The sequence below is a fragment of the [Clostridium] scindens genome, from assembly GCF_019597925.1.
Lineage (GTDB): Bacteria > Bacillota > Clostridia > Lachnospirales > Lachnospiraceae > Clostridium_AP.
In genome coordinates, this window is record NZ_CP080442.1 from 2,911,528 (window position 1) to 2,927,506 (window position 15,979).

Annotated in this window: 13 protein-coding genes, 1 pseudogene and 1 CRISPR repeat array; of the genes and pseudogenes, 4 read left to right on the top strand and 10 right to left on the bottom strand. The window is 44.6% G+C overall.

Annotated elements, in window-relative coordinates:
* Positions 1 to 6: 6 nt before the first annotated feature.
* The 3 genes from buk to K0036_RS13935 all read left to right on the top strand — a co-directional run bounded on the left by buk (position 7) and on the right by K0036_RS13935 (position 3,157).
* Positions 7 to 1,089, top strand: a complete 1,083-nt coding sequence (buk, locus tag K0036_RS13925; protein WP_025642766.1) for a butyrate kinase — start codon at positions 7 to 9, stop codon at positions 1,087 to 1,089.
* Between the two features lie 11 nt (positions 1,090 to 1,100).
* Positions 1,101 to 1,997, top strand: a complete 897-nt coding sequence (locus K0036_RS13930) for a bifunctional enoyl-CoA hydratase/phosphate acetyltransferase (RefSeq protein ID WP_220430002.1) — start codon at positions 1,101 to 1,103, stop codon at positions 1,995 to 1,997.
* Positions 1,998 to 2,260: 263 nt separating this feature from the next.
* A complete protein-coding gene (locus K0036_RS13935; RefSeq protein ID WP_025642762.1) occupies positions 2,261 to 3,157 on the top strand; it encodes an NAD(P)/FAD-dependent oxidoreductase in 897 nt (298 codons plus the stop codon).
* A 524-nt stretch (positions 3,158 to 3,681) separates the two neighbouring features.
* Positions 3,682 to 4,182: a CRISPR direct-repeat array (repeat unit 33 nt; unit sequence ATTTCAATCCACGTTCCCTATACAGGGAACGAC).
* A gap of 401 nt (positions 4,183 to 4,583) precedes the next feature.
* Here the strand turns inward: K0036_RS13935 and ppdK are convergent.
* The 8 genes and pseudogenes from ppdK to tdh form a co-directional block, all read right to left on the bottom strand.
* Positions 4,584 to 7,214, bottom strand: a complete 2,631-nt coding sequence (gene ppdK / locus K0036_RS13940; protein ID WP_025642753.1) for a pyruvate, phosphate dikinase — start codon at positions 7,212 to 7,214, stop codon at positions 4,584 to 4,586.
* Positions 7,215 to 7,330: 116 nt separating this feature from the next.
* Positions 7,331 to 8,635 (bottom strand): Gfo/Idh/MocA family protein, encoded by a 1,305-nt coding sequence (locus K0036_RS13945; RefSeq protein WP_173693934.1) that lies wholly within the window; start codon positions 8,633 to 8,635, stop codon positions 7,331 to 7,333.
* 108 nt (positions 8,636 to 8,743) lie between these two features.
* The gene (locus K0036_RS13950) at positions 8,744 to 10,141 is read right to left on the bottom strand and encodes an aminopeptidase (RefSeq protein WP_025642749.1); all 1,398 of its coding nucleotides are present in this window, start codon (positions 10,139 to 10,141) and stop codon (positions 8,744 to 8,746) included.
* Positions 10,142 to 10,341: 200 nt separating this feature from the next.
* Positions 10,342 to 10,752: a hypothetical protein gene (locus K0036_RS19135; RefSeq protein ID WP_259283445.1), complete on the bottom strand. Its 411-nt coding sequence runs from the start codon at positions 10,750 to 10,752 to the stop codon at positions 10,342 to 10,344.
* Positions 10,753 to 10,812: 60 nt separating this feature from the next.
* Positions 10,813 to 10,947, bottom strand: a pseudogene (locus tag K0036_RS19590) (hypothetical protein); the annotation flags it as partial.
* Positions 10,948 to 10,967: 20 nt separating this feature from the next.
* Entirely contained in the window at positions 10,968 to 11,114 is a 147-nt protein-coding gene (locus tag K0036_RS19145) for a hypothetical protein (protein ID WP_259283310.1), read from the bottom strand.
* Positions 11,115 to 11,266: 152 nt separating this feature from the next.
* The gene (locus K0036_RS13960) at positions 11,267 to 12,460 is read right to left on the bottom strand and encodes a glycine C-acetyltransferase (protein WP_025642745.1); all 1,194 of its coding nucleotides are present in this window, start codon (positions 12,458 to 12,460) and stop codon (positions 11,267 to 11,269) included.
* A 29-nt stretch (positions 12,461 to 12,489) separates the two neighbouring features.
* On the bottom strand, positions 12,490 to 13,554 hold the full coding sequence (tdh, locus tag K0036_RS13965) for an L-threonine 3-dehydrogenase (protein WP_025642743.1): 1,065 nt from the start codon (positions 13,552 to 13,554) through the stop codon (positions 12,490 to 12,492).
* Positions 13,555 to 13,856: 302 nt separating this feature from the next.
* Here tdh and sstT point away from each other — a divergent pair, with 302 nt between their 5' ends.
* On the top strand, positions 13,857 to 15,122 hold the full coding sequence (gene sstT, locus K0036_RS13970) for a serine/threonine transporter SstT (RefSeq protein WP_025642741.1): 1,266 nt from the start codon (positions 13,857 to 13,859) through the stop codon (positions 15,120 to 15,122).
* Positions 15,123 to 15,262: 140 nt separating this feature from the next.
* Here sstT and K0036_RS19150 read toward each other — a convergent pair whose 3' ends face one another.
* Positions 15,263 to 15,661 (bottom strand): DUF5758 domain-containing protein, encoded by a 399-nt coding sequence (locus tag K0036_RS19150; protein WP_259283311.1) that lies wholly within the window; start codon positions 15,659 to 15,661, stop codon positions 15,263 to 15,265.
* Entirely contained in the window at positions 15,609 to 15,974 is a 366-nt protein-coding gene (locus K0036_RS19155; protein WP_259283312.1) for a pentapeptide repeat-containing protein, read from the bottom strand. Before K0036_RS19155 ends, K0036_RS19150 begins: the two co-directional genes overlap by 53 nt.
* Between the last annotated feature and the right edge of the window lie 5 nt (positions 15,975 to 15,979).

Here is a 15,979-nt window from a genome sequence, read left to right on the forward strand (position 1 = left end):
GCGTTTATGAACTATCGTCTATTAATCATCAATATGGGCTCCACTTCCACAAAGGTAGGCGTCTATCTGGACGATTCTCCAGTCTGGACTCACACGATCACCCATCCCAGGGAAGATATCGCGCGCTATCTGCATTTCATGGATCAGTATGAGTACCGGCTGGGTGCTATTAAGACGCTTCTGGCCGAAAAAGGAGAACGCCTGGAAGACTTCCATGCTATCGTAAGCAGGGGAGGAACCATTCGTCCGGTCAGAGGCGGCACCTATGCGATTACATCCCAGATGCTTAAGGATTCCCAATGTGGCCTCTATGGCGACCACCCATGCAATATCGGCGGCCAGATTGCCTATGATCTTGCATCGAAATATCAGATTCCTGCCTTAACTGTGGATCCTCCCGTCTGCAATGAGATGCGGCCGGAAGCAACCTATTCCGGCCTTCCGGAGATCCAGAGGATTGCGTCCTTTCAGGCGCTGAATCACAGGGCAACCGCGCGCAGGTACTGTCGGGATCATCATATTGCGTATACGGATGTAAATCTGATTGTGGCCCACATGGGAGGCGGTATTACCGTAGCAGCCCACGAAAAAGGAAAAATCACTGATGTAAACAATGGGCTGGCCGGGGATGGCCCGTTTGCTCTTGAGCGAAGCGGAGACCTCCCGGTAGGCGAACTTATCAAACTGTGCTATAGTGGCAAATATACGCTGGATGAGATGCTGCGCCGCGTCAATGGCAGAGGCGGCATGGTGGCCTATCTCGGTACTGTGGATGGAAAGGAAGTACAGCGCCGGATCGATTCCGGCGATGATCTGGCCCGCTCTGTTACCGAAGCAATGGCCTACCAGGTAGTTAAAGAGATCGGAGGCATCGCTGCATCCATGTGCGGCGAAGTGGATGCCATCCTTCTCACAGCCGGACTGGCCTATTGGGAATACTTCGTGGGCCTGATTAAAAGCCGGGTATCCTTTCTTGCTCCAGTCCTTGCCTATCCCGGGGAGAATGAACTAGAATCTCTGGCCTTAGGAGCACTGCGCGTGCTTCGCAAAGAAGAGGAACTCCAGAATTACGATTCCCAGACAGCATAAGGAGGCAAACTATGTACCATAATTTTGAGGAACTGTTAAAAGATATAAAAAAGAAGACGATCCGAAAGACGATTGCCGTTGCTGCTGCTCATGACAGAGAAGTCCTTGCATCTGCGTCTGCTGCCAGAAAGGAAGGGATTGCCGACTTCATCCTGATTGGCCAGATCGCGCAAATCCGTACGATCCTGGTGGAGTTAGGTGAAGTGCCGGATGACTGGACCATTATCAATGAGCCCGATGATTCCAAAGCGGCCCAGCATGCCGTCCTTCTGGCCTCTGCCGGCAAGGCGGATGCCCTTATGAAGGGTCTTCTCCATACTTCCGCCTTCCTAAAGGCAATCTTCCACAAGGAATGCGGATTGGTTGCCCCAGGCTCTCTTGTTAGTCAGATTACAGTCACTGAGTTCCCAGCACAGAATCGGCTCGTGCTGCTGAGCGACTGTGCCATTAATGTCTCTCCTTCCTATAAAGAAAAGGTGCAGATCATACAAAATGCAGTCGCTCTGGCTTATAGGCTCGGAATCGAATGCCCTAACGTGGCCTGCATTGCGCCGGTAGAAGTCATAAATGAAAAAATGCAGGAAACCATTGATGCCGCTATGCTTAGCAAGGCCAGTGAACGAGGACAGATTAAAGGCTGCCGTATAGATGGCCCTCTGGCCATGGATAATGCCATCTCACCGGAGGCTGCCGCCAGCAAGAGAATTACCAGCCCAGTTGCCGGTAAGGCAGATATTCTGCTCATGCCGGACCTGTGTACCGGCAATGCCCTGGATAAGTCTCTGCGCTACTTTGCCGAACTCAATACCGGAAGCGCCGTGATCGGCGCTGGCGTCCCTATCGTCATGACGTCCCGGTCGGATTCTGCCAGGAATAAGCTTCATGCGATCGCGCTTAGCGTATTGTAGATGCGTCATTATATATTACAGTTATATATGATTCATTGTATTTAATTGGTACTTGGCCTAAAAATACACTTTTCTTTATATATGCTCCATTAAATAGACGCCTTGTTTCGGGGCGTCTATTTATTTTTCTTATCATTATATAAAAAACTATAATTTTACATTATGGTTTGATTGTGATATATTTTTTACGGAACTTAAAGGAACTCTTGATTCTGTAGGGGAGTCCCTTCTCTGACCCTCTATTCAGGAAAGGAAGTATCTTCATGTACGATATTATCATCATAGGTGCCGGTCCGGCCGGTATCAGTGCCGGAATCTATGCGGTAAGCCGCGGTAAAAAGACAGTGATTATTGAAAAAAATGCAGTAGGCGGAATCATCGGAAAGGTATCTACCGTTACCCACTACTCTGCTATCGTACCCGGCGAAACCGGGGCCACCTTTGCCAAGAGAATGGAACGACAGGCTTTGGAGGCAGGTGTAGAAATCATCTACGAAAACGTCGAGAAAGTAACTCTGGAAGGTGATATAAAGGCGGTAACCACATCCCGTAATCATTATGAAGCGCCCAAAATCATCCTCGCAAACGGAACCACCCCCAGAACACTTGGCATTCCAGGGGAGGCTGAACTCTCCGGGAAAGGCATCGGCCTTAATGCTGCAAAAGATGGCCCATCCTATAAAGGCAAAAATATATATGTAGTAGGCGGCGCAGACGGCGCGGTTAAGGAAGCATTGTATCTATCTCAGTTTGCAAAAGAACTTACAATCATTCATTTTGAGGATACGTTAGGATGTGTTCCTGAATTCTTAAATAAAGTTCGCCAGACAGATAATATCAAGGTCTGTCTTGCTTCCAGGCTAAACAAAGTATACGGAAAAAACCATGTAGAAAAATTGGAGATACTTAATGAGAAAAATGGGACGATTAATGTTATCGAAGATGATGGCTGTGGCATCTTCGTATATGCAGGAGCTGATCCCAATACCGAATTATATACGGAACTTAAGTTAGACAACGGATATATTCCGGTGAATGAAAAAATGGAAACCTCCATTCCCGGCGTATATGCTGCTGGCGATATCCGCGTCAAGCAGGTACGCCAGGCTGCAACAGCCGTGGCAGATGGCGCTGTGGCTGCAATTAATGCTGCGATGTAGGTGCTTGGCTTGGTATTGTAATCAGGGCGGCGGAGAAAAATCTCCGCCGCCCTGAACTATGGGCATTTGCTCTATATATGCAAAACTGATAAATCTTTTCGCATTTCTGCGTAAAATCACTTTTATTCCCCTTTAAATGTATCATTATGAATTAAACATGTTAGTTAATTTTTAATAACTTCGTAGTATGGTTTGTTTAAAATAGGCCTTGCTTTTTGTTGTGGTAAACAATCAAACTATTATGCCCATTAAGAGGTATCTATATTCTGATTCTCACAAGTGGATCAACCTTGTACAGGGGCGCCTATATCTACTATGGTAATAATCCAATTTGCGTTCCCATGTGGGGATCGACGCATTTGACTTTGTAGCATTGCTGGCTATGCTTTAATTTCAATTCACGTTCCCACATGGGGAACGACGTAGTACAGAATCTCATCAATGCCCTGGACACATGATTTCAATCCTCGTTCCCGCAAGGGGAACGACGCAGACGTTGTTGAAACGAAAACGGGTGTAGGAATATTTCAATCCACGTTCCCAATGCAGGGAACGACGACCCTGCACTGGTACCAATGCCTCGTCCTGTCAATTTCAATCCTCGTTCCCTGCATTGGGAACGACGAATACTATTGTGATGTTATGGACGAGAAAGACATTTCAATCCACGTTCCCTATACAGGGAACGACATTACAACAGTCGTACCAGTAGAATTACAGGATATTTCAATCCACGTTCCCTATACAGGGAACGACCTGTGTCAAGCATAGGAAAAACACTCTTTCTGACATTTCAATCCACGTTCCCTATACAGGGAACGACGGAAGGCTATATCAATTCTGGGCCGGTACAGGAAATTTCAATCCACGTTCCCTATACAGGGAACGACGTTAACGGTTTTACTCAAAAACAACTTGCAGATATTTCAATCCACGTTCCCTATACAGGGAACGACGAATCCGGTTGCTATTTAATCAGACAGGGAGATGGTATTTCAATCCACGTTCCCTATACAGGGAACGACAGCAAACATATCCAAATATCAATATTAAACAACATTATTTTCGTAACATATTACGGTTTTCTTTTAATATCTTTTCCTCTTTAATCTATATTGTAATACAATACTCAATTTTTGTGCAACTTTTTTGGTGCGAATCTCCTGGGATTTTTATGTATACTCCATATTCGCACTACCAAATTGCTGTCTAACTTTCAATCTTCTCTACTACTTTTTATTTTTCCAAGACGTTGATAAGCCTTTCTAATATCTAAGGCTTCAAGAATGGCTTCGATTGCGAATTTTCTTAAGTGCATTACGTTGCTGACTGCTATCCTTGTTGAACTTTATTAAAATATATTTTCCTCAATATCGAAAAGACGCAGAGGCGTACTGCCCCTGCGTCAAAATATCTTGTGATTTAATTATGCATTCTTTTCTGCGATTGCAGCCTGTGCTGCAGCCAGTCTTGCGATCGGCACGCGGAATGGTGAGCAAGATACATAGTTAAGGCCTAACTTGTTGCAGAATTCTACAGAAGATGGGTCTCCACCATGCTCGCCACAGATACCAACATGAAGTTTCTCATTTGCTGGTCTTCCCTTAGCGATAGCCATTTCCATCAATGAGCCTACGCCTGTCTGGTCAAGTTTAGCAAATGGATCGTTCTCGAAGATCTTAGCATCATAGTAAGCATCTAAGAACTTGCCAGCATCATCACGAGAGAAGCCAAATGTCATCTGTGTCAAGTCATTTGTACCGAAGCAGAAGAAGTCAGCCTCTTTTGCGATATCATCTGCTGTCAGACATGCTCTAGGAATCTCGATCATGGTACCAACTTCGTACTTAAGGTCGCTTCCTGCTGCTGCAATTTCAGCGTCTGCTGTCTCAACAACGATCTTCTTAACAAATTTGAACTCTTTGATATCTCCAACCAATGGAATCATGATCTCTGGGCAAACCTTCCAGTCAGCGTGTGCTTTCTGTACATTGATTGCAGCACGGATAACTGCTTTTGTCTGCATCTTAGCAATCTCTGGATAAGTAACTGCAAGACGGCATCCACGGTGTCCCATCATTGGGTTGAATTCGTGAAGAGAATCAATGATTGTCTTAATCTGCTCAACAGTCTTGCCCTGAGCATCTGCAAGTTTCTTGATGTCTTCTTCTTCTGTTGGAACGAACTCATGAAGCGGCGGGTCTAAGAAACGGATAGTAACCGGATTTCCTTCCAGCGCTTCAAACAGTCCTTCAAAGTCTCCCTGCTGTACTGGGAGGATCTTCTCAAGCGCTGCTTCTCTTTCTTCTACTGTATCAGAACAGATCATCTCACGGAATGCATCGATTCTGTCGCCTTCAAAGAACATATGCTCTGTACGGCAAAGTCCGATACCTTCTGCTCCAAGTTCGCGTGCCTTCTTAGCATCTGCAGGAGTATCTGCATTTGTACGAACCTTCATTGTTCTATATTTGTCAGCCCATCCCATAATTCTTCCGAACTCTCCTGCGATTGTAGCATCAACAGTAGGAATCAGGCCATCATAGATGTTTCCTGTAGATCCATCAAGGGAAAGAGCATCTCCTTCATGGTATTCTTTTCCGCCAAGGGTGAATTTCTTGTTTTCTTCATCCATAGCGATATCGCCACAGCCAGATACACAGCATGTACCCATTCCACGAGCAACAACGGCAGCGTGTGATGTCATACCGCCACGAACTGTCAGGATTCCCTGTGCAGCTTTCATACCTTCAATATCTTCCGGTGAAGTCTCAAGACGTACAAGTACGACTTTCTCGCCTCTTGCAGCCCATTCTTTTGCATCATCTGCAGTAAATACGATCTTACCGCAAGCTGCTCCTGGAGAAGCGCCAAGTGCCTTTCCAACCGGCACTGCCTTCTTAAGTTCGGCAGTATCGAACTGAGGATGAAGTAATGTATCTAAGTTTCTAGGATCGATCATTGCAACGGCTTTTTCTTCTGTAATCATGCCCTCATCAACTAAATCGCAGGCAATCTTCAGAGCAGCCTGGGCTGTTCTCTTACCGTTACGTGTCTGCAGCATGTAGAGTTTCTTATCTTCGATTGTAAACTCCATATCCTGCATATCTCTGTAATGGTCTTCCAGTTTGTGGCAGATCTCTACGAACTGGTTGTACACTTCTGGCATAACTTCTTTAAGCTGATCAATCTTCTGAGGAGTGCGGACACCTGCTACAACGTCCTCGCCCTGAGCGTTCATAAGGAACTCGCCCATAAGCTTCTTCTCGCCAGTAGCTGGGTCACGAGTAAATGCAACACCTGTACCTGATGTATCGCCCATGTTACCAAATGCCATCATCTGTACGTTAACAGCTGTACCCCAGGAATATGGGATATCATTGTCACGACGGTATACGTTAGCTCTTGGGTTGTCCCATGAACGGAATACGGCTTTGATAGCTCCCATAAGCTGTTCCTTTGGATCAGTCGGGAATTCTTCGCCAATCTTTTCTTTGTATTCAGCCTTGAACTGCTCAGCAAGCACTTTCAGGTCTTCTGCTGTAAGGTCAACGTCCTGTGTAACGCCCTTTTCTGCTTTCATCTTATCGATCAGTTCTTCAAAGTATTTCTTTCCTACTTCCATAACTACATCAGAATACATCTGGATGAATCTTCTGTAGCAGTCCCAAGCCCAACGTGGGTTGCCGGACTTAGCAGCCAATACTTCAACAACTTCTTCATTTAATCCAAGGTTCAGGATTGTGTCCATCATACCCGGCATTGATGCCCTTGCTCCTGAACGAACAGATACAAGAAGCGGGTTTTCTTTATCTCCGAATTTCTTACCTGTAATTTCTTCCATCTTTGTGATGGATTCCATGATCTGTGCCATGATTTCGTCGTTAATTTTTCTTCCATCCTCATAGTACTGAGTACAAGCCTCTGTGGTAATTGTGAAGCCCTGTGGTACTGGAAGACCTAAATTTGTCATTTCAGCAAGGTTGGCACCTTTTCCACCCAGAAGGTTTCTCATGGTCGCGTTACCTTCTGTAAACATATAAACCCATTTTGCCATTTGTCATGACCTCCTAAACTAATTTTACTTTCTAAGTCGCACATAATATTGTACTGGTTTTGACAGGGTTCGTCAAGGGGTTTTGCTTAATCTTCCGGCACTTTGGCATACATTTCTCACATGCCACCCTCCCGTTCCTGACGCGTCTCATCCAGGTAAATTACTTTTCCTCCATTTTGCCTGGACTCTTCCGCCGCAAGCGCAATGACATGGCTTTCTACGGAACGCGCAACAGAGGTTATGGTGTCATCTGCTTCCCCCTCTCCAGTAATCAAGTCAAGGAATGCTTCTACCATCCTTCTTTCGCCTCCGCCATGCCCTGAAAAGTCTTCCGCGAGTTTGGATACATCAATTATCTCTTCTTTCTTGCCAAATCTTGAAAGCGTAATCATGTTTGCCCCCATGTCCGCGATAATCTGCCCTCTGGTTCCCATAAACTTGGTATAGCGGGAAACATCCGGCGTAAATCCGCTCATAGCAAGGCTCATACTTGCTCCATCCGTCATCTCCATATTGACAATCTGATGGTCAACTACATTATTGTCACAATCGTAGACACATCTGCCATACGGCCCTTCCTCTATAGCCTTTCTAATGCTGGCCTCATCTGGGCGAGAGGACAGTACTTCCGCCGGCCACCCTACATTTCCGGCCAGCACTCCTGTATCTTCATTGATTAAATAGATCTTCTCCGCATCAAAGATACAATCTTTTTTTGCTTTGCAGCCTTTCGTACATCGGCTTGCCGCCCCTGCGGGCGCATTTTCTTTCTTGAAATGATATGTATTTCCAAATGAAGATACGGATCTGCAAGTCTTGCCAGTAAGCCAAAGGTATAGATCCATATCGTGGCAGCATTTCTGCAGAATCATCGGGCTGGTAACATCAGAATTTGCCCAGTTGCCTCGCACAAAACTGTGGGCCTGATGCCAATATCCTACATTCATTATCCCCATGACGCTGACTACATCACCAATAGTTCCAGAATCGATGATTCTTTTTATTTCCTGATAAAATGGCGTATATCTTAAAACATGGCATACTACGACGTTCCTTCCATATTTTTCTGCTGCCTCCGCCACCATCCGACACTCCTTAAGGTTCGGCGATATCGGCTTTTCCAGAAGGATGTCATATCCTTTTTCCATTGCCTTTATTGCCTGCGTCGCATGCTGGCGATCCTGGGTTGTTATAAAGGCCGCATCTGCCAATTTATCCTGCTCCAGCATTTCTTCCGCACTGCTAAAACATTTTTCCAAAGGAATATGGTACCGCCCAGCCACCTCTTCTATCCTTTCAGGAATAGGGTCGGCTATCGCCACGATCTTCATGCGCTCAGGAAACATTTCCGCAAAAGGAGCATATACGTCCCTTCCGCGATTTCCTAATCCTGCAATCGCTACGGTTACTTGTCTACTCATTTCTTCTTCCTCCTCTATCTGGAATCCTGCTATTTTTAACACTTTATTACAGTCACGAAAAGGAAGCGGCTGTCTCTGTCACTTCCTTTTTTGCTATCTTCCAATATTCTATTTAATTGCCAGAAAAGCCTTGTATCCTTTATAGGCTTCATAGACATCCGCCTTGCTGGTCACTTCCCAGGGCGCATGCATGCACAGCACTGCAACGCCGCTATCAATGACCTCCATGCCATAATTGGCCATAATATAGGCAATGGTGCCTCCTCCGCCAATATCCACCTTGCCCAGTTCAGCAAATTGATATGCAACTTCTTCGGCATCCATGGCATTGCGGATCACGGCTAAATATTCAGCATTGGCATCATTAGACCCACTCTTTCCCCGGCTCCCTGTAAATTTATTAAATACCAGTCCTTTGGAGAAAAATGCAGAACTGCGTTTCTCAAAAGCCTCTGCAAACATTGGATCATAAGCAGCACTCACGTCAGAAGAAAGCATTTTGGAGTTCTGGAGGGCTCTTCTTACTTTCAGTTCGGACTCGCTTCCGCTTAATGCCACAAGTTCTGCAATTACATTTTCAAAAAATCTGGAATGCATGCCTGTCGCGCCAACACTTCCAATCTCCTCTTTATCTACCAGAATGCAGCAAGCGGTGCGGTCAACCTTTTCTACATCCAGCATGGCAAATAGAGAGGTAAATGCGCACACGCGGTCATCCTGCCCATAGGCCATAATCATGCTGCGGTCAAGTCCGCAATCTCTTGCGCGTCCTGCAGGCACAATCTCCAATTCAGCGGAAACGAAGTCTTCCTCTTCCATATTATAATATTCTTGAAGAAGTTTCATAATGTTGGCTTTGACCGCCTCTTTTTCTTCCTTGTCCAGATCGTCATTCTGTTCGATAGGACGGCTGCCAAAGAGCAGATCAAGTTTCTCGCCTTCTATCACGACATTCGCTTTTTTCTCTAACTGCTTGGATGCCAGGTGTACCAGAAGATCCGTAATCACAAATACCGGATCGTCATCTTTTTCCCCAATATTTACTTCCACAATTGTGCCGTCTTTCTTGGCGATAACACCGTGCAGAGCCAAAGGAAGCGTTACCCACTGATATTTTTTAATACCGCCATAGTAGTGCGTGTCCAGGTAAGCCAATTCTTCATTTTCGTAAAGAGGATTCTGCTTTACATCGATACGCGGGGAATCAATGTGCGCGCCCAGGATATTCATTCCATTCTCCAGCGGCTGCTCCCCTATATTGAAGATTGTAATGCTCTTGTCCATGCATACTGCATATACCTTGTCGCCTGGTTTCAGGCCGGCGTTGGATTTTTTAACCTCGTCCAGGCTTTTGTAGCCTTTTTCTTCTATCATGCTGACCGTCAGTCTTATACACTCGCGCTCAGTCTTTCCTGCGTCAAGGCAGGATTTGTATTTTTCATTGGTCTGTTCTAATTCCTGCAATTGTGCAGGACTGTATGTTTTCCATGCATTTTTTCTGTCCATTGTTTTAATCTCCTTTCGTTCATTATAGTATAACACAGGATAGCACCATATGACACGTAACATTTTTAACATGAACGCGTAACACTTTTAACTTTAGCACGTAACATTTTTAAAAAATGTTACGTGTTCCACCTGCATAACTGGTGTACTTTTCTGTTCAAACTGGTGTGTAAATATGAAAAATACCCTGTGCACTTTTGTTATCCATTATCAACTTGATTCTTCACCATAATGCATATATCCCGCGCTTTGCGCATTGATACTTTTAGCGTTTGCCTTATCTGTTGAATATATTCTTCTCGGTTTTCTTTTTCTTCAAATATTTGGCTTAATAGAAGAAGTTCTTTTTTTGCAAATAGTTCCTTTGCCAAGTTCAAAGCTACTTCTCTTCTTTGTTCCTCAACTTCGCTAGTAATATCTTGAAAAATTTGATTATGAATATAACTAAATTCATGAAACTCTTCGAAATCGTTATACGTTTTGAAATGTTTTTTATACATTTCAAATGCCTTTTCGCAGATCAATCCTTTGGTTTCTGTAAAATATTCGCCCATACTGCTATATTTATATCGGACAACCCTTTTTACCATATTTGCCTTTACTGGATTCAAATGGATATATCTGAGACAAGTCCAGTAATATGACTCACTCTCAATACATTCACTCATAAAACGATTCTGAAAAACATGACCGTTTCTATTGTGCTTAAAATTGTAATAAAATGCGTATTTTGCCAAGACTCTGGCCATAAATGATGATAATTCATTAAGTTCTGCCCTGATGATAAAGTGGGCATGATTAGACATGATACAATAAGCATAAATTTCTATGCCGTATTTCTCTTTAAACTCCAGAATAATTTTTTCAGATAAACTTTTTCGCGTTGCTGATCAAATATCCTTTCTTTATTGATTCCTTTTACTACCACATGATATAAGCCGGTAAAACTTTCCCGCCTTCTTCTGTTTTTCACAATACCCCTTCTTTCATTATTACACAGGGTATTTTTCATATTTACACACCAGTTTAGGAAATATTACACACCTGTTATGTCACATGGACACGTAACACTTTTTAAAAGTGTTACGTGTCCATGTGAAAAATGTTACGTGTTCATTATTTCCATTATTTCATCTCTTCGCGCACTTCTTTGAAGCACTTAACGATAAAATCGATATCCTCTTTTGTATGGCTTGCGCATACCTGGGTACGGATTCTTGCTTTTCCCTTCGGCACTACCGGATAGGAGAATGCAACTACATAAACGCCTTTGTCCATCATGCGTTTTGCAAATTCTGCTGCAGTCTTCTCATCGTACAGCATAACCGGTACGCATGGGTGGGTTCCTGGTATAATATCGAATCCGTTGTCTACCAGTTCCTTACGGTAGTATGCGGTTACTTCTTCCAGATGGTCACGCAGTTCCGTGCTTTCATCCAGCATATCGAACAATTCGATGCTTGCGCCTGCGATTGCTGGTGCAAGGGAGTTGGAGAATAAGTACGGACGGCTTCTCTGGCGAAGGAGGTCGATGATTTCCTTACGTCCTGACGTATATCCGCCGGATGCTCCGCCTAATGCTTTTCCAAGGGTTCCTGTGATAATGTCCACACGTCCCTGTACTCCGCAGTATTCCGGTGTTCCACGGCCTGTCTTTCCTACGAATCCTACTGCATGGCTGTCGTCTACCATAACCAGCGCATTATACTTGTCCGCAAGATCGCATACGCCTTTTAAGTTGCAGATGATTCCGTCCATAGAGAATACGCCGTCAGTGGCGATCAATTTAACTCTTGCTCCAGCTTCATCTGCTTCTTTTAATTTTGCTTCCAGATCTTCCATATCGTTATTCTTATAGCGGAAACGTTTTGCCTTGCAGAGACGTACGCCGTCAATAATGGAAGCATGGTTTAATTCGTCGCTGATCACCGCATCTTCTGCTGTAAGAATTGTCTCAAATAATCCTCCGTTAGCATCGAAGCAGGAAGAATAAAGAATCGTGTCATCGGTTCCCAGGAAATCAGAAATCTTTTTCTCTAACTTCTTATGTATATCCTGCGTTCCGCAGATGAAACGAACGGAGGCAACTCCATATCCCTTTTCATCATATGTTTTCTTTGCTGCCTCGATCAGGCGCGGACTGTCGCCCAGTCCAAGATAGTTATTCGCGCACATGCAGAGAAGTTCTCTGCCGTCTTCCATCGTTACTTTAGCTCCCTGAGGAGATACGAACGGAGCCTCGCCCTTAAAAAGGCCTGCTTCTTTAATATCCTCTACTTCTTTCGTATAAATGCTTAAAATATCGTCTTTACGTGCCATTGGTATCAACCCTTCCTTTTTCTTATTTATTAATCATTAACATGCGCCCAGTCTAAGATGACTTTTCCGGACATTCCGGAAATCATTGCCTCAAAGCCTTTTTCGTAGTCTTTGATATCAAAGCGGTGCGTGATGATATCAGAGATATCAAGGCCTGCCTGAAGCATTGTGGACATCTTGTACCAGGTATCCCAAACCTTTCTTCCATAGATTCCTCTAAGGTTCAGTCCGTTAAAGATTACCGTCTCAAGGTCTACCGTAGCATCTGTTCTCTGAAGTCCCAGAAGAGCGATCTTTCCGCCGTGCTTCATATTATGGATCATATCGCCAAGTCCTGCCTGAGATCCGGACATTTCAAGTCCTACGTCAAATCCTTCTGTCATGCCGATCTCTTTCATAACATCAGCCAGTTTCTCTTCTTTAAGATTAACGGTTCTGGTCGCGCCCAATTTCTTTGCAAGGTCCAGGCGGTAGTCGTTCAAGTCTGTCACAACAACATGTCTTGCTCCAGAGAATTTTACGATTGCCGCTGCCATGATACCGATCGGGCCTGCTCCTGCGATCAGGACATCTTCGCCCAGAACTTCATAAGAGAGGGCTGTATGCGTAGCATTTCCAAATGGATCGAAAATTGCATACATCTCTTCCGGAATTGCCGGGTTGCATGGCCATACATTGGAGGAAGGAATTACAAGATACTCGGCAAATGCTCCGTTTCTGTTAACGCCCACGCCCTTTGCATCCTTGCAGTTTTCCTTATGGCCTTCCAGGCAGTTCCTGCATTTGCCGCAAGTAATATGGCCTTCGCCGGATACCAGATCCCCAATCTTAAATCCCTGTACGCCGTCTCCTACTTCCACGATCTCTCCAACGTACTCGTGTCCTGCAGTAAGTCCAATCGGAATTGTATGCTGTGCCCAATCATTCCACTGGTAAATATGTACATCTGTTCCACAAATCGCGGTTTTGTGAATCTTAATCTTAACATCATTCGGCCCAACTTCTGGAATTGGGACTCTCTTCATCCACAAGCCTTCTTCCGGCTTTTCTTTTACGAGTGCCCACATCATTCCATCATTCTTAATTTCTACCATGATTAAAACCTCCCAATTTTTTTCGTCTACCCCAGACGATTCTTTTCGTGTTAATTATAGCACCCATTTTCTCCATATACAATGACGGATTCTAATTTTCCTTGTACAATACTCCCTATTTTTTGCATAATCGCCCATTTTTTGATGTCATTAATTTACAAAAAAAGATTGTTAAATTTTAATTTATGTAGCATTATCCACAAGTTTATGAGATAATGGTTATACGTTGGGGAAAACGAAACTAAAAAGAAAGAGAGGAAAGCAGGTATATTTATTGTACATATATCTGCGAAATGAGAAACATGAAAAACATTATTAACAAATGGAACAGTGTCAGCCTTGTACTCAGGATCATCTGCGGATTAATTCTTGGTATTATTCTCGGTCTGACTGTTCCACAGGCATCAGGAATTTCTATTCTGGGTCAATTATTCGTAGGAGCCCTGAAAGGTGTTGCTCCAATCCTGGTATTCTTCCTCGTTATGAGTGCTTTATGCCGTATGGGGAAAGGTCAGAAGACAAACATGAAATTTATTGTTATTCTGTATCTTCTCGGCAACCTTCTATCTGCGCTTGTAGCCGTACTGGCAAGTTACGTCGCTCCTATTACGCTGACGCTTACCGAGGCTGCTGAAAGTGACGTCGCACCTCCGAGCGGTGTAGTAGAAGTATTGACCAACCTGCTTATGAACGTTGTGGCAAACCCGGTAGACTCCATCGTAAATGCAAACTATATTGGTATTCTTGCGTGGGCGGTTATCTTCGGTATTGCCCTTAAAAAAGCAAGCGACGGTACAAAGACAGCGCTTGATAACATTTCCGAGGCTGTTGCACAGGCTGTTAAATGGATCATCAGTTGTGCGCCGTTCGGTATTATGGGTCTTATTTTCGCAACGATCTCCACAGAGGGACTGGGTGCTCTGCTTACATACGGAAGACTGATCGTGGTACTTGTAGGCTCTATGGCATTTGTGGCACTGGTTATGAATCCAATTATCGTATTCCTCTGCACAAGGACAAATCCATTCCCGCTTGTATTCAAATGTCTTTCAAGGAGTTTTATTACTGCATTCTTTACAAGAAGTTCCGCAGCAAATATCCCTGTAAATATGGAACTTTGTGAAGATATGGGTCTGGATGAGGATACTTATTCTATCTCCATTCCTCTCGGAGCAACCATCAACATGGCCGGAGCAGCTATCACCATCTCAACAATGGCATTGGCTGCCGCACATACAATGGGTATCTCCGTAGACTTCCCGACCGCATTCATCCTCTGCGTATTATCTGCGCTGAGTGCTGCCGGTGCATCCGGTGTTGCAGGCGGTTCTCTTCTTCTGATTCCTATGGCATGTAGTTTATTTGGTATCTCCAATGACGTGGCAATGCAGGTTGTAGGCGTTGGTTTCATTGTAGGCGTTATTCAGGATTCCTGCGAGACAGGACTGAACTCTTCTACCGACGTTCTCTATACGGCATGTGCTGAATTGAGAGATAGAAGAAAACATCCGGAAAGATACACGACCGAAATTAACATTCATGCAAAAAAGAGAAAAACTGAAGCATAAAAGCCAGATTACAAAAGAATATCCAAAAAGGGGCTGTCGGTTCAATACCGATTTTAGCCCCTTTCTTTTTTGAATCATTTGAAAAAGTTAGAGGAAGGGCATGACCAGCATCGGTCGCACTCTTCCTCAAAATGAATGTCCTATCCCAGATAGGCAATCGCCTCTTCCCGGGTCATCCACACGTGTATTCCGCCTCCGGAATCTACAAAGCGGTCCGGGTTAAAGTTCTTTGCATATACCATCTCGCCTGCCCGGTACACAAAGTTCTCATCCACGTAGGCATGGGCATCTTCGTAGTTCTCTTTGTAATCCACGCTCTTGATGGTAAGCACCTTGGCCTTGTCGCACCGTACCTCGTTGGTGGTGCCGGATACGCGCTTTGCATCTCTTGGTATCAGCAGCTGCACGATCCGTCTGCCATAGCACACCTTCCACCCAATGAATGGCTCCGTCTCCGGACAATAAAGATGAAAATATTTTGTCTTATCATCCGTCTTTATATCCGTAAGATCTGCCCGCTCCAGGGCCGATGCCAGCATATTTGCCCCCCCTGATATCCGCGCCAGCCATATTGCATCCCCGCAGGTCAGCCGAGTGCAGATCTGCTCCGGAAAGGTTCGTACCCCGCAGGGTCGAGCCTCCGAAAAATGCATTGTCAGCCTTAATATAAGCCATATTCGCTCCATCCAGATTCACATTACGGATATCGCTTTTATTAAAGTTGATGTTGTGAAGATCCCAGCCTGACAAATCCATATCCTCCAGCAAAATGCCGTGCAGATCCAGTTGTTCTGCCGTCTTCCGGTTCCTAATTTTCTCTTCCAGTTCTTCCCGTGTCAATTTTCGAAGCATGACCC